Source organism: Streptomyces sp. NPDC003393 (assembly GCF_053589015.1).
Genome location: NZ_JBSFRB010000020.1, coordinates 48,297 through 61,521, shown reverse-complemented (window position 1 = coordinate 61,521; position 13,225 = coordinate 48,297). Strand labels below are relative to the sequence as shown.

General features: G+C 65.7%; 13 protein-coding genes. 2 read left to right on the top strand and 11 right to left on the bottom strand.

Annotated features, from left to right (window positions below; all coding sequences use genetic code 11):
- Positions 1 to 5: 5 nt before the first annotated feature.
- Genes ACWDUZ_RS20565 through ACWDUZ_RS20545 form a run of 5 tightly spaced genes read right to left on the bottom strand, consistent with a single transcriptional unit; the run spans position 6 to position 2,816 of the window.
- A complete protein-coding gene (locus ACWDUZ_RS20565) occupies positions 6 to 308 on the bottom strand; it encodes a hypothetical protein (RefSeq protein WP_451633215.1) in 303 nt (100 codons plus the stop codon).
- Between the two features lie 28 nt (positions 309 to 336).
- On the bottom strand, positions 337 to 675 hold the full coding sequence (locus ACWDUZ_RS20560; RefSeq protein WP_451633214.1) for an RRQRL motif-containing zinc-binding protein: 339 nt from the start codon (positions 673 to 675) through the stop codon (positions 337 to 339).
- Positions 676 to 679: 4 nt separating this feature from the next.
- Entirely contained in the window at positions 680 to 2,278 is a 1,599-nt protein-coding gene (locus ACWDUZ_RS20555) for a DUF2637 domain-containing protein (RefSeq protein WP_451633213.1), read from the bottom strand.
- Positions 2,275 to 2,559, bottom strand: a complete 285-nt coding sequence (locus ACWDUZ_RS20550; RefSeq protein ID WP_451633212.1) for a DUF6303 family protein — start codon at positions 2,557 to 2,559, stop codon at positions 2,275 to 2,277. The genes ACWDUZ_RS20555 and ACWDUZ_RS20550 overlap by 4 nt, the downstream gene beginning before the upstream one ends.
- Positions 2,559 to 2,816: a DUF6284 family protein gene (locus ACWDUZ_RS20545; RefSeq protein WP_451633211.1), complete on the bottom strand. Its 258-nt coding sequence runs from the start codon at positions 2,814 to 2,816 to the stop codon at positions 2,559 to 2,561. Before ACWDUZ_RS20545 ends, ACWDUZ_RS20550 begins: the two co-directional genes overlap by 1 nt.
- 1,226 nt (positions 2,817 to 4,042) lie before the next feature.
- Between ACWDUZ_RS20545 and ACWDUZ_RS20540 the strand changes: the two genes are divergently transcribed.
- Positions 4,043 to 5,413, top strand: coding sequence for a hypothetical protein (locus ACWDUZ_RS20540; protein ID WP_451633210.1), 1,371 nt, complete (start codon positions 4,043 to 4,045; stop codon positions 5,411 to 5,413).
- Between the two features lie 5 nt (positions 5,414 to 5,418).
- On the opposite strand, the gene ACWDUZ_RS20535 is transcribed toward ACWDUZ_RS20540, so the two are convergent.
- From ACWDUZ_RS20535 to ACWDUZ_RS20520, 4 genes are all read right to left on the bottom strand, one after another.
- Positions 5,419 to 6,321: a phosphotransferase enzyme family protein gene (locus tag ACWDUZ_RS20535; RefSeq protein ID WP_451633209.1), complete on the bottom strand. Its 903-nt coding sequence runs from the start codon at positions 6,319 to 6,321 to the stop codon at positions 5,419 to 5,421.
- On the bottom strand, positions 6,318 to 6,770 hold the full coding sequence (locus ACWDUZ_RS20530; RefSeq protein WP_451633208.1) for a GntR family transcriptional regulator: 453 nt from the start codon (positions 6,768 to 6,770) through the stop codon (positions 6,318 to 6,320). Before ACWDUZ_RS20530 ends, ACWDUZ_RS20535 begins: the two co-directional genes overlap by 4 nt.
- 182 nt (positions 6,771 to 6,952) lie before the next feature.
- Positions 6,953 to 9,178, bottom strand: a complete 2,226-nt coding sequence (locus tag ACWDUZ_RS20525; protein ID WP_451633207.1) for a S8 family peptidase — start codon at positions 9,176 to 9,178, stop codon at positions 6,953 to 6,955.
- A 17-nt stretch (positions 9,179 to 9,195) separates the two neighbouring features.
- Positions 9,196 to 10,005 (bottom strand): AAA family ATPase, encoded by an 810-nt coding sequence (locus tag ACWDUZ_RS20520; protein ID WP_451633206.1) that lies wholly within the window; start codon positions 10,003 to 10,005, stop codon positions 9,196 to 9,198.
- Positions 10,006 to 10,756: 751 nt separating this feature from the next.
- On the opposite strand from ACWDUZ_RS20520, the gene ACWDUZ_RS20515 reads away from it, so the two are divergent.
- Positions 10,757 to 11,341 (top strand): DUF6313 family protein, encoded by a 585-nt coding sequence (locus ACWDUZ_RS20515; protein ID WP_451633205.1) that lies wholly within the window; start codon positions 10,757 to 10,759, stop codon positions 11,339 to 11,341.
- An 862-nt stretch (positions 11,342 to 12,203) separates the two neighbouring features.
- Here the strand turns inward: ACWDUZ_RS20515 and ACWDUZ_RS20510 are convergent.
- Both ACWDUZ_RS20510 and ACWDUZ_RS20505 read right to left on the bottom strand, forming a co-directional pair.
- Positions 12,204 to 12,605 carry a DNA-binding protein gene (locus ACWDUZ_RS20510; RefSeq protein ID WP_451633204.1) on the bottom strand — a complete coding sequence of 134 codons (402 nt, stop codon included), beginning with the start codon at positions 12,603 to 12,605 and terminating at the stop codon, positions 12,204 to 12,206.
- Entirely contained in the window at positions 12,602 to 12,850 is a 249-nt protein-coding gene (locus ACWDUZ_RS20505) for a hypothetical protein (protein WP_058850160.1), read from the bottom strand. Before ACWDUZ_RS20505 ends, ACWDUZ_RS20510 begins: the two co-directional genes overlap by 4 nt.
- Between the last annotated feature and the right edge of the window lie 375 nt (positions 12,851 to 13,225).

Below are 13,225 nucleotides of genomic sequence, written 5' to 3'. Positions count from 1 at the left end.
GCAGCTCAGCCGCGGTGCGGGTGGTGGGCTGCGATCTCCTGCCAACGCCGGTTCTCCGCAGCGTCCGTGTGGGTCAGGCGCACCTGGAAGTCGCAGCCGGGCCGCTTGCAGCGGTGGATGGTCGTACCCGCTGCGTCGATCAGACGGAAGAGCAGGCTGGAGAACGTGGCCAGGCACGCTGCGCAGCAGGCGATCAACAGGGTGAGCGGCACGCCGTAGCCGGACAGCCGCACACCGATCGATACGGCCAGCGCGGCACTGACGACGACGGCGCCGACCACGAGAGCGCGGTGACGTGTGGTCTTCACGCGGAACTTCCCTTCCAACCGGTGGTGTTCAGGCGGCGCGCTGTTCCTCGGGATAGGCGCAGCTCACGCACGTGCCGAGCGAGGCTGGGATGACGTATCCGGCATCCAGACCGCACTCCGGACAGGTGCGCCGGGCGGCGTTTGCCTTGGCCAGGGCGGCCCGTTTGGCGGGCGTCATCGGGCGGACGGGCTTTGCCTGCTCGATCTCGTAGAGGTAGGCGACCAGCGGGCCGCGGCGCCGCCGCGGACGCTCGACCTGCGCGGCCACGTCCTGCCCGCCGGGCCGCAGTCCGCGGGCGCGGAGCTGACGGCGCGTGGCTAAGCCGTCCGGTGCCAGGCGCCATGGGTAGACAGGGATGCTGCCCATGGCGTCAGGCGGTGGTCAGGCTGCGCGGCTGCGCGGCAAGCTGCGCGGCGCGCGCGGCACGGAAGTCCCGCAGCCAGTTCCGCGCGTTTCCGGGGTCCACGCCGAACCGCTCAGCCAGTTCCGGGGCGGTCGGCTCTGCCCCGTTGGTGGAGGCGAGGGTGTGCAGGTAGTAGGTCCAGCCCTCCTGCTTTGCGGGCGACTTCCACACCGTTTCCCCGCCCTCTGCGGCTCCTTCGGGGGCCTGGGGGCGGAGGCTGGCGAGGTCGCCGCGCAGCCGCTCATACAGGGTTCGGGCCTCGGCGATCTGGCCGTTGAGCTGCTGCAAGGCTTGCGTGCGGGACTCGTAGGCGGCCTGCGCCTGCCCCGCCTGGACGGTGAGCGCTTCAAGCTGCTGGCGCTTGGCGTCCACCTGCTGCTGCGCCTGCTCGATCAGGTGCTCCGCGCGCTGCCGCGCGGCCTGCTCGTCCTGCCGCGCAGCCTCCGCGCGCTGCCGCGCAGTCTCCTCGTGCTGCCGCGCCGTAGCCGCGCGGCCGGTCGCGTCCTCACCCTGTTCCAGCAGGGCGGCTTGCTCCTGCCGGAGCTGTTCCAGAGCCTCCTGCGCGGTGGCCAGTTCCTCTGCCGCGCGCTGCCGCGCGTCCTCTGCTTCCTGTCGCGCGGCTTCCGCGCGCTGCCGCGCGGCTTCGGCCTGCTCGGCAAGGCTGGATGCCTCCTGGCGCTCCACGGCCGGTGTGACGGCGAGGTCTTCGATCAGGGCCAGGACGGTGGCAGGTGTGCGGTAGTCGAGGGTGGCAACCTCCTCCGCGCGGGTCAGCGCGGCCAGCCGCCGCACCAGCGCGAGCGCTTGAGCCCGGTCGGTAGCCACGTCCGCGCGGTCCAGAGCCTTCTGCGCCTTGCGGCGCCAGCGCCGCACCCGGCGGGCCTTGCCTGCCTCCAGGGCCAGACGCAGCCGGTAGACGCGCAGCGCGGCCCGCTGCACCAGCGCAGCACGGGCGATCGCCGACGACGACGTGCGCGCGTCCAGCCCGAGCAGGGCGAACAGCTCCGCCCAAGCGTGCTGCCACAGCAGTGCCACCAGCCGGGCCGGGCCCGGCCGCGCGTCGTCGTCCTGGCCCGGCTTGACGTGGTGCAGCTTGCTGCGCAGCTGAAGCTCGATCAGCCACGCAGCAAGTGCCGGCACGGCCGCCAGCACCGGGCGGGCCCACCAGTTGGGTGCGTGCACGGCGTTCATCGCCGCGGAGAACCCAACGAGCATCCACGCCGTGCGGTGCATCAGCCGCAGCTCACGCGTCCAGCCCGCCTCCGGGTCGGCCGCGCGGTACATCATGACCAGCAGCGTCATCTCGGCCGCATCGAACACCGCGATGAACGCCACCGCCAGCTCCGTCGGCAACGCGCTGGTCTGCGTGGCAAAGCCCCACAGGCCATGCACACTGACCGCCACGCCACCCAGGGCGACCACGGCTTGCGGGCCGATCCCGGACAGCCACGACGACCTACGCAGCCGCCCCACTGCCCACACCACCACGGTCAGAGCGGCGACGGCGCCGACCAGAGGCAGCAGCCACGACCACGGACCACCGTGCAGGTTCGGGACAGTGTTCATACGTCCCCCTCATGCAGCCGGACCCGCGTGGCAGCGATCAGCAGCACCGGCGAGGTGGCATCGCCGGGGGTTTCGCTGTCCTCGACCCACTGCCACTCCGTGTCCGGCACCTGCTCGAAACCGAGCGCGCTGAGCGCTTCCGCGCGCTCCGCGGGCGTCGGGACCGGTGCGGTACGGCCGAAGTCGTACTCGGGCCACCGCTCGGTCGTGTTCAGCAGCACCACGTACAGGCGCCAGCGGCCCTTGCGTGCGGCCAGCTGCGCCGTGAACTCGCCCGCCATCACGCCGCCTGCCCCGCGCTCGTGCGGTTGGCCAGGGCCGCCCGCTCGGACAGCACCCGGTGCAGCGCCTTACGCAGCAGCCGCTGGTCCAGCTCGCTCGGCGTGCGGTCCATCAACGCGATCCGCACATCCAGCAGCTCGACCTCCGCCACAATCAGCGGCGTCTCCACCGCGATGGCGTCCAGCTCCGCGGCTGTCGGCTCGCGGTCGTACTCGTCGGCGGTAACAACCGCCTGAACAGCAACGATGTTGCTCATGGGTCGTGTGTCCTCTCCAAAGTGAGCGGCCCGAACAGCACCCCCGGAGTAGCCGCTCCGGGGGTGCGCGCCGTTGAGGGTGGGGGCCGCACGCGAGTGGTGCGGCGGGCCGCGATGGTGGCGGCCGGTGCCCCGGTCGGGAGTCGAACCCGGCCTACGACCATCGGGGCTTTCGATCAGCGTCCGCTCACACCGCGTGCGGATGCGGACGCGGGGGACGGACAGGAAGCGGCGGTTTGGTCCTCTCGTGCTCGGTATCGGCCATCACCGGCCACCCCGTGCACGGGCGTTGTCCTCGCTGCGCTTGTTCGTCTCGGCGTTCTTCCGCGACAGGTCGTCGCGCTCTTCGTCTGTCAGACTCGTGACCACAGGTGCCTCCACCACAGGTGCCTGTACGCGGTCCCTGGGGTGCCACCCGGGGACCGCCTTCGTGTGGAACCCTTCCGGCTCCCCGCACCCCCGCCCGTACGCCCCCACGCAGTGCGCGGAACGGACGGGCGGGAGAGGCAGCCGGCCGCAGCAATCGACGCTGCAAAGCCAGATGAGGCAAGACCGGGCTTCACCGGTGCGCCGTTGCCACGGAGCACCGGTCCCGAGCCGGAAAGTCGGGCGCGTCATCGTCACTGCTCTGACGCCAGCAGGGCGGCTGCACGAATCGGTGCAGGTTGGCGTTCCGCCGACGACATCACCCGGTCGCCGCGGGGGCGGTCTCACTCTTGCCGCCACATGCGTTGGGGCCCCGCTGTACTTCCCCACACCCAGAAACCCCAGGTGGCGCCTGCCAAGCGCGTAGGGGAGAGACGACGTTCATCACGGCGGTTTGCCCCCGGACCCTCGCCCTAGACACCTACCGCGACCGCCGACTCGCGTCAGCCCCGCACGATCACTGTTCAGTTCTCAACCAACAGACGCTTCCTTCGTACTCACCCCTGCGGGCTTTCCTCCGGGCGCTCCTCCAGCGCACACCCATCATGCGTGGTGTGTATTACCTACCACTCACGTTGGCAGATGGATTCCGTGCCGTCAACCCGTGGCTTTCGACTCGGGATCGCCGACCTGCCCCGTGCGGTGGTGGTTCAACTGTCGCCAGACGGCGAGGACTTCGGGAGCGTGTACTTGGGGGTGCACTCGTGCACTCGTACGTGCAAAGCCTCTGCACCTTGCCCCTGACCTGCGTAGAGTGACGGTGAGTCAAGCTGGTACTACGGCCGCTCTCTGGGGGTTCGATGGCAGACCGGAACGCCAGGCTGGCCGCGCTCATGCAGGAAGCTGACTTCTCACACAAGTCGCTTGCTCGCGCGGTGGTCGCCACTGCCGCTCGGTCAGGTGAGAACGTCACCTGTGACCACACCTACGTGACCAGGTGGCTCAAGGGCTCCATCCCACGCGGCAATATGCCGCAGTTCATCGCCGACGCGATCGGGCGCAAGCTGGGGCGGCAGCTCACGATTGATGACATCGGGATGGGCGACGCGGCAGTGTCCGCTGTACAGCCGGAGTTGGGGCTTGACTTCGCGGACAAACCGGAGAGCACGGCCAAGACCGTGGCCGACCTTTGGCGTGCCGACCTAGCCGACGCTGAGACGCTGGTTCGAGCGCTGCCCGATTCCGCGGCTTGGAACACCGCGTCCTTACGCTGGATCGTGGCCCCTCCGGACGGAGAGCTGACGCGGACGGGCAACCGGGCGGTCGGCGCCGTAGACGTGGACATGGTGCGCTCGACAGCCGACGCGTTCAGCATGCTCGACGGCAAGTTCGGCGGCGGGCACGCCCGGCGAGCACTGATTCAGTACCTGCATACGGATGTCCGGCCGATGCTCGACGGGAAGTACTCCGACGACGTGGGCAGGCAACTGCACTCCGCCGTGGCGGAAGCGCTCCTACTCGCCGGATGGATGTCGTACGACAGCGGCCTTCACGGCATCGCTCAGCGGTACCTCATCCAGGCACTACGCATGACGCAAGCAGCCGGTGACAGGCTTCTAGGCGGAAGCATCCTGTCGGCCATGAGCCACCAGGCCACGTTCCTGGGGCGGTATCAGGACGCTGCGACACTCGCTCGTGCCGCGTACACCGGTCCGGGTCCTGCCCTGGGGCCGACCATGGCCGCACAGTTCCGCGCGATGGAAGCCCGGGCACTGGCCCGACTCGGGGATGAGCGGGGCTGTGACCTCGCCCTTGTGGAGGCGGAACGAAAGCTCAGCCAGCGAACGGCCGACAGCGACCCCCCGTACATCGCGTACTTCGACGAAGTGGAACTTGCAGCCGAGATAGGCCACTGCTTCCGCGACCTGGGCCGCTCCGTCGAAGCCACGGAGCGGGGCGCGGGTTCCGTCTTCGGCGACGGCCTGAACAACCGGAGCGACTTCTTTGCGACGATGGTTCAGGCTGAGGCATACATCAACCAAGGGGAGATCGGCCGTGGGTTCGATATCGCGCTGAGCGCGCTGCAACTCGGCGAGGGGTTGAAGTCTGCGCGCTGCGTTCAATACGTGCGGGAATTCCAGGGGCGCGTCACGGACGGGATGAGACGGGCCACGGAGTTCCGGGGATTCGAGGAACAAGCCCGTGGCTTCCGCCTCTGGCAACAGGTGTGACGCTTCTAGAACGGCGCCCAGTCTCGGCGAGAGCCACCCGAGCGTAGGCTTTCCACACGCTTCTCAACTTCCTCGGCCGCACGCGGATTGGTACCGGCGTTCTGCGAGAGCCACGTAACCATGAGCAGTTCGCGGATGCTCCGGAGAACGGTGTATCCGGACCATTCCCGCACGTCGAACCCGTACCCGGCGACGAAATCGGAGTACTCGGCCTCTGTGTGCCAACCAAAGCTGTCGTAGTACATGGCGGTTTGCATGAGGTCCCACTCTCGGGGGCCCGTGACGAACCCGTCCAAGTCGATGACCTTCGGACGGCCTGCCGCGTCGCGCAGGACGTTTCCGACGTTGAAGTCACCGTGCAGATGACCCGCCGGAAGCGCGAACTGGAGACGGCCGTACTCAGCCGCCAAATCGTCGGCCATGGACCGAAGAAACGCGCGGGTGGTGTCCGGGATGGCGGCACGCTTCAAGCGCTGCGCAACCTTGTCAAAAGGTTGAAGGGGCGGGAGCGAGAAGTGCGGCGACTCCAATTCGTGAAGCCGCCGCAGCAGTGCGCCCATTTCCCCTGTACTCGCGTACGTGTCTCCGTCGGAGAGACCTTCCCAGAACGTCACTGGGTGGCCCTGAACGACAACCGGCTGTTCGGCCGCCGTTACAAGTCGTGCCGCCGGATATCCCTCGGTCGCGAGCCATTCCGCTACGGCCACCTCTCTCCGCACGGAGGCGAGCCGATCGGGACTCCTACCGACCCGGGAAACGATACGTCCGCCGTCCACACGGAACACCGCGTGGTCCCCGAACCGCAGCATCTCGATTCCGTCCGGGGCCACGTCCGCGACCTCGCACGCCTTGCGGAGGATGGCGCCCGCCGCGTCAGCGTCGAACTCAGTTCGCTCGGTCGTCGTCATACGGTCTGAGTCCCCCTCCCGGCCGGCAACGCACGTACTTCCCGCCCTCTCGCGGCACCCTTGCCGATGAGCCCTTGCCCCTCCATCTGCGCGATGGCGGAACGGACGGCCGTCCGCGACGCTCCGAACCGCTCGCACAGCTCCTTCTCGGTGGGGAAGCGGTCGCCGACACTGACCCCGTCGGCCCGCAACAGGTCGGTCACCTTCTCGACCAACGGCCGGCGGTCACCGGTCCCCGCCACGAACCACCCGGCACCCTGAACCGACTCGATAACACCGTCGCCCTTGAGCGCCGCAAGCGCCCGTTCGATGGTGCTGCGGCTCACGCCGTACTCGCTCACGAGTGCCGCCTGAGACGGCAGCGCTTCTGTGATCTCGCCCTTCCTGATCTTCTCGCGGAGAGATTCCGAGACCTCCAGGTACGTACCTCGCGGACTGCCCTGCGGCACGTGGCCTCCCCTTCCTCAACCTCGCCGAGCTCCCGATCGCGCTTCACCGTCTCCAGCTTCCCACGTCTCACCCAACCGACCGATGGGCCTGTCTTCCTGCCTCGATCTGCATGGAGGACAACAGCGGGAGCCACTCGGGGTGAGCGGCTCCCGCTGTTGTGGGATTGCATTCAAGGGGCATGCTACGGCTGCACGGTGATAGGAATTTCTACCTGCGGCTGCAAGATTTCCAATCGGCCGCTATAGGCCCGGACGACCTTGTTGTAGATGTCCGCATCTCGGGATGAGGTGAGAGTGATCACAAGCGCGTACTCCACCTTCTCGGTGGGGACGCCGACGAGTTGCTCAATCCTCGAATGATACTTCACGTCAAACACTGGTCGGAGCAACGACGAAGCTCTCTTGGTGAGAGTCCTGTGTTTAATGGTCTCCCACTTGTGCGCCCCCTTCCTCAAATCGTTCTCGGGCAAGAAGTCGCTCGACCTGAAAAATGGATCCGTCTTCGGGTGCATGCTGTCTTCTTTGCTGAACTTTTCCGCATGTGGACGAAATACGGGCTCGATGGCACTGGCCGTGTACGTACTCGGGCTGCGCGAGTCGGTTGGGGAGTTGATGCAATACGTGGCACTGATTTCGACGTTGCCCGTCCTTACATCCTCGGGCAGGGGAATGGGCATTCGCATCGTCTGCCCCGGCTCGATCGCCCCCTGATACAACACGCGAACGGAGTTTGCAGGACAGATTACGAAGGCGTCGATTTGGTCAGGGATTCTTCCCCAGCCAGCCTCTTCGACAGGCATAATTCCACGTTCGGCACAGTGTACGAGCAAAGCCCGAAGCCCAAGAGGCTTAATATGTCCGCCGAAGTGTGCTCGGATTCCTGCGGCCATCCTGAGTGCGGCTGGCGCCGCGAAGCTCGTACCAATCGCCGACGACGGGGCATCCGTCCCATTGCGCGGCAAGAAAATGAAGGGCTCGTACGGGGTGCCTCCGAAACTTAGAACGTCGGGTTTCACCAATCCTGGCGAGCGGCCAGGGCCAATTGCGCTGTATTCGGCTCGATCCCAGTTCTTTAGCTTGCTATTAGCCGATCCGACAGCGAGGGCATTCACACAATCGGATGGCACCTGGATGCGGGCGTTGCCCGAGGCCCAATCGTGGTTTCCGTTGTTTCCGGCTGCTACGGTCATGAAAGTCTGCCCATGGGAGAGGTACTCGTCCAGTACCGCTGTCCACGGGTGTACTTCATCATCCTCAATAGGGAGCTCCGGGCCCAGGCTGAGGTTCACGAAGTCGTAGTTCTTCTCTTCCAGCACATCGCGGATGCGATTCAGTGCCGTGTAGAGGGCATAGGGGTCGTCCTCTACGTCGTCGAGGATCCGATAGTGGTCCACGCTGTTAAAGGGCCGCGGAGCGGCCTCTCCGGGCTTCAGACAGCCGAAGAGAGCGGCTGACGTCACCTTGTGACCGTGATCCACACACTCTTCCACGGCTGCGCCGACCCCAGGCACATCGAGAGACTGGGCCCATCGGCTCATAGGCCCGCTTGAGGGGAGACCGCCATCGAAGATGGCCATACGGATGGAACTGTCGACTACGGGCTCATCTGGCACCTCGATCGGAGGCAGTGCGGCCGCCGGGAGGCTCCTCTCGATGGGATGCAGCGTACGGAGCCTCGGCATCGGTCGAACGATCCGGAGGAAGGAGAACCTGCTCAGCTCATCCAGTTCTTCCGCGTGAGCGGCAACGGGCATAAAAATCAGCCCAGAGACCGGGATGCTCCTGTCGAGGTCGGCTGACACGCCGCACGCGCGAGCCCAGCGCTGAAATGACCGAACAATGGCGTCGCGGTCCACGCTCGGAATGTGTAGTCCTACCTCGAAGAGCGATGAAATGTGAGGAAGCGGCATTTCCCCACGTTTCTTATCCGAAGCGTCCGGAGCGCGAAATGCTTCGACTTTCTGCAAGGGAGATCCGTCTGGGAATGCGCCAGGTGACTCCAGCCGCTGAGCCAGAAGCGAAAACGACTCACGCTGCCCGGATACGAATAGCTCCGTTGTGTCCAACTCGACGGGTTCGCCCTGCCGTGTCCACTTTTCCGGGGTGATCTTGGCGCCCCGGGATCCAATGTACGCAAGCCCGTTATCCCGAAGGAAGTCACCGGGATGGTAGGACTTAGCGATGAATTGGGGGTGCAGAGTGACGAGGCCTACCGTCTTCCCTGACGGGCAGGCTTCGTCTGGCAAGGAATCGAAGGTCGTTACTGCCCTCTGGACTTGAGGGAGGAGTCGCTGTCGAGCCTCCTCCGCGGTGTATGGAAGTTCGGGCGATGCTCCGCCCGGAGGCGTTGCCACCCTCTCGACGAGACGCTCGCCGTGTCCGAGTAGGAAGTTGCGCTCTCCAGCCATGTTGCCCCCCTCTGGCTCTACTGCTCTTGGCCCGCACGCTGCTTGCGTCGAATCGTGTCGCGGCTGACCCCCGTCAACTCGCTAGCTCCCCTCTGCGAGAGGCTCCCATCTTGCACTAGGTCGAGTGCCACCTGAAGACGCTCGGCATGGTTCATTTGAGCCAGGCGTTCCTGTCCCAGACTCAACAGGACATCGAACGTACGTTCGCCACTCAAGGCTGCCTTCCTGCGTGCCGTCATAACGAAACGTTCCGCATCGGCAAAGGAGGAACCCTGTAGGATTCTCACGAGAAAAGCAATGTTCTTTGGTGTCTCATTTCCGCAGTAGTGGAGAAGTGCTTCCTCTAGTTCGACCGGACCAGGCAAGGGGAATTTGACCACGAGGTCGAATCGCCGCCATACCGCCGGGTCCAGGAGGTCCGCATGATTTGTGGCAGCCAGCAAGAGTGAACCAGTGGGCCAGTCATCAATTTCCTGGAGAAGGACCGTAACAAGCCTCTTGAGCTCTCCAACTTCGGCCATGTCGTCGCGCCGCTTGGCCACTGTGTCGAGTTCGTCTAGGAGCAGGACTGAAGGGCTTGATTTCGCATAATCGAGCACCTTGCGAATGTTTCCTCCAGTTCGCCCGAGGTAGCTGCTCATTACGGAGGAGAGGTCCAGTACGAGCAGCGGGAGCTTCAGTTCGTCCGCTAGCCAGCGGGCGGCGAGCGTCTTGCCGACACCAGGAGGGCCAGTGAATAGACCGGTGCGACTCGGTGTCAGGCCCTGTCGTGCGAGCCGGTCGGCGCTCCGGTGCTCGTCACGGAGTTGCTCCACTGCAGCTCTCACTGGCGGAGTCAGGACTGGACGAACGGCCGGCCCGAGTTGCTCCGCTCGGATTAGTGGCAGGCGACTGTCGCTGTCGAGAGGGAGGGCGGTGGCGTTGCCGAGTCCACGCAAGGGCGTCTGTGCTGTTGGAGCGGAACGCAGCAGTTCTCGAAGCGAGCCAGCGAGCGATTCGTTCGATCGTTGGTAACGGCGGGCCATGCGCTGGACCAGGGTCTGCACGTCCTGTGCCCTCCCTGCCATCGCAACTCTTGCTAGGTGGACTAGATCTCGTTCATATGTCTCAAGTTCGCCCACAGGGTTCACTACTGTCCTCTCTACCATGCGGAACAGCCTATAGCTTGGTGGCCTAAAAATCAGCGATCGTGGAGCCAACTAGTCCACTTGGTGTCCCGTCTGTCCCTGATGTCAGTCTCTCGGATGGCACTGACAGTGGCGGCACGTCTGCCCAGGCTTGACGCATGGCGCGTGAGTACGCCGAGCAGAACCTTGGCGGCCGACTGCTCGATTGGGCTGGCGACCGCGCGCATCGGGCGGGCGCTCAGTGGGTCCGACTGGGTTCTTCAAGTCCCCACTGGAGGCTGCAACCACGGACCGCATGGCAGCGTCACTTGCGGTGATCGAGCCCTGTCGCCTCCTTGGAGGGCCTCCGTTGCCACCACCACCTCAGCCACCTCTGCCGCCATCTTTGCCACCGCTGCGTGGGCAGTCAGTGTGGGTGTGGATACGGCGTACGTTCCGCTCACGCAAGGCCTTGTCGGGCGTCACACAGTGGTTCATCGACTGGGGCATACCGATCGCCCTGGTCATCGGATTTGTCTGGGTGTTCGGTGCCAGCCGATCCGAGAAGGGTTGGAGCGGCATTTACAGGGCGTTCACGCTCATAGACCCGCCCGTGCACGAATCGTCGTGGGGTGCGTCGGTACTCGGCTGGCTGCTGGTGCCCGCCCTCATCGGTGGAGTGGCCGGTCATGTGATTGCTGCCCGGATGCAGCGGGTCAAGGAGATCGCCACCAATCACCTCTTTCAGCAAAGGGGCCTCGGCCGCCGGCTCAAGTTGCCGGGAAGGATCACCTTTCTTGAGTCGCTACACCTGAAGAGCGCGGTGGACCAAGAGTTCCTAGACCGCTATGTGAGGCGGGCCCACCGGGGAGACTGGAAGAAGGCCCAGGACCACTGGGAGGTCCTGGTCCGGGACGTGCTCTGCACGGTCGAACTCGCTCAACTGGACCGCACGGAGGCACTCGAATCCGCAGAGAGCTTCGCCCGCGCGGTGATGTGGATGACCGGCTACCAGGACAAGTGCCTCGTGTGCACCGCGCGCGCCAGCCACCCGTGACCCTCAGGAAGGACCCTTACGATGCAGACACGAAGCGCCGTGGAGATCGCTCGCGCCGCCCTGCGCGAAATCTTTCCCACCGCTCCCGAGGACGGCCTGGACGAGGGGGCACGTCACCTCGCCCGCTGGGGAGTCGAAGGTCACGGAACTCAGCTCGGCAGCTCGGCCGCCGCGCTCATGTACATCGATCTGGCCGGGGCATCCCAAGAGAGGCAAGTGCCAGACGACGTCACTCTCGCCGCCGAAGTTCGTGGTACCGCACGGACCTGGCGTGCGCCATCACAGCGGGGCTGACCATGAACCGCGTGCGTTCTGAGCCGCTCCTTGTCCTGGTCTTTGTCCAGTGCACCGACAGCCGCCAATGTTCACCGGCGTGCGCGCACCCCCTCTGACCTGGCCCGCGAACTCGGACGAACGCCCCCGGACGACCGCGCGGACAGTTGGAAAGCGTGTTGGGGGCAACCCCTCACGAGTTCGAATCTCGTATCCTCCGCAGCCGCCTGAACAGGCGAAACGACGAGCCGGACCGCTCAATGCGGTCCGGCTCGTTGGCATGTCTTGGTTGCAGTTTCGGTTGCATTTATAGGCGACATTTGGATCATTTCCTCAAGCGGGAGAGGCGCACGCTCACGTCCTATGGGGCGACCGGCGCAGACTGTGGGAAGCCACACCATCCGACGGGATACGTCACGATGGCTACCGGCCGCCAGCTGGCGTTGCGCCCTGAGGAGCTTTGACACCGAACGCAGCCATGCCCCCGCATCCGTCGATGCCTTATTCGCCCGTCACGGGCTGGCCTGCGGCGACTCTGGTCTCGGGGGATCCACGCGGATCTGTCCATGGTCCCGGGACGATGTCGCGGTCATAGCCCGATCATCCGGATCTCGCCGCCGCACAGCCGGGTCATGTCATCGACATCCGACGTGAGGATGGCGACCGGACCAGGCTGACGCAAGGCCGCTTCCGCGACGGTGGCGTCGATCGCGTACTTGTGTCCGTGCAGACCGGCGCCCTTGAGCAGTTGGGCCGCCGCCTTGGCCGCTGCCTCCGTGATCGGCTCCACCTTGACCCGGGAGAGCGCCCATTGCAGTCGGGGCAGGTTCACCCTTGCGTGGCTCACCTCCACGATGGTGTTGGCGCTGACGACAAGGTCCGCTCCCATGTCGTGGAACACCTGGAACATCGCCAGAACCTTCCGGTCCTGCGCCACCCAGGCTGACAGTCCCTCGCTGTCCAGGACGACGGTCTCGATGTGCCCGCTCACGCGGCGCTCGCACCGCCGGCGGCCGACGTCGTACCGAAGATCCGCGCCCGCGCCTCGGCCAGCTCTTCCTCACTGAAGGCCCCGTGCTCGTCTGTGTGGCTGCGCAGGTCGGCCCCAAGGAGCTGGTGCCGGATCTGCCTGGCGACCGCTTCGGCCACGTAGCCGGAGATGTTGTCCGTGATCTTCTTCAGCTCCGCCACCTGCTCGGTGGGGAGCGTCACCGTGATGCGTGTGGTGTCTGCCATAGCCGCAAGCATACTGCGGTATGCGTGCTACGTGCTGCCTGTTCCCGCCCTCGGGGGCGGGTTCCGGCAGCGGCAGGTCCAGAAGCCGGTGAGCTGGGCTCATCTTCGCCGTAGGCGTCGACCGTGGCCTCTTCGATCAACGCCTCTCAGCGCGGCTGGGTCCCAGGTGCTCATGGCCTCAGCGCCGAACCGTACGGTTGAGGACCAGTGTGTTCAGCAGCGGCATATCCGTCGTGGCGCCGTCGCCAGCAGTCAAGCCAAGGCCCGTGGTTGCCAGCGTGTGACATTGCCTGGTGAGGTTCGACAGTGAGCGGCCCAGGGGAGGGCCCGGCAAGCGACAGGGCGGAAGAGAGTGGCACGAGTCGTCGTACGAGA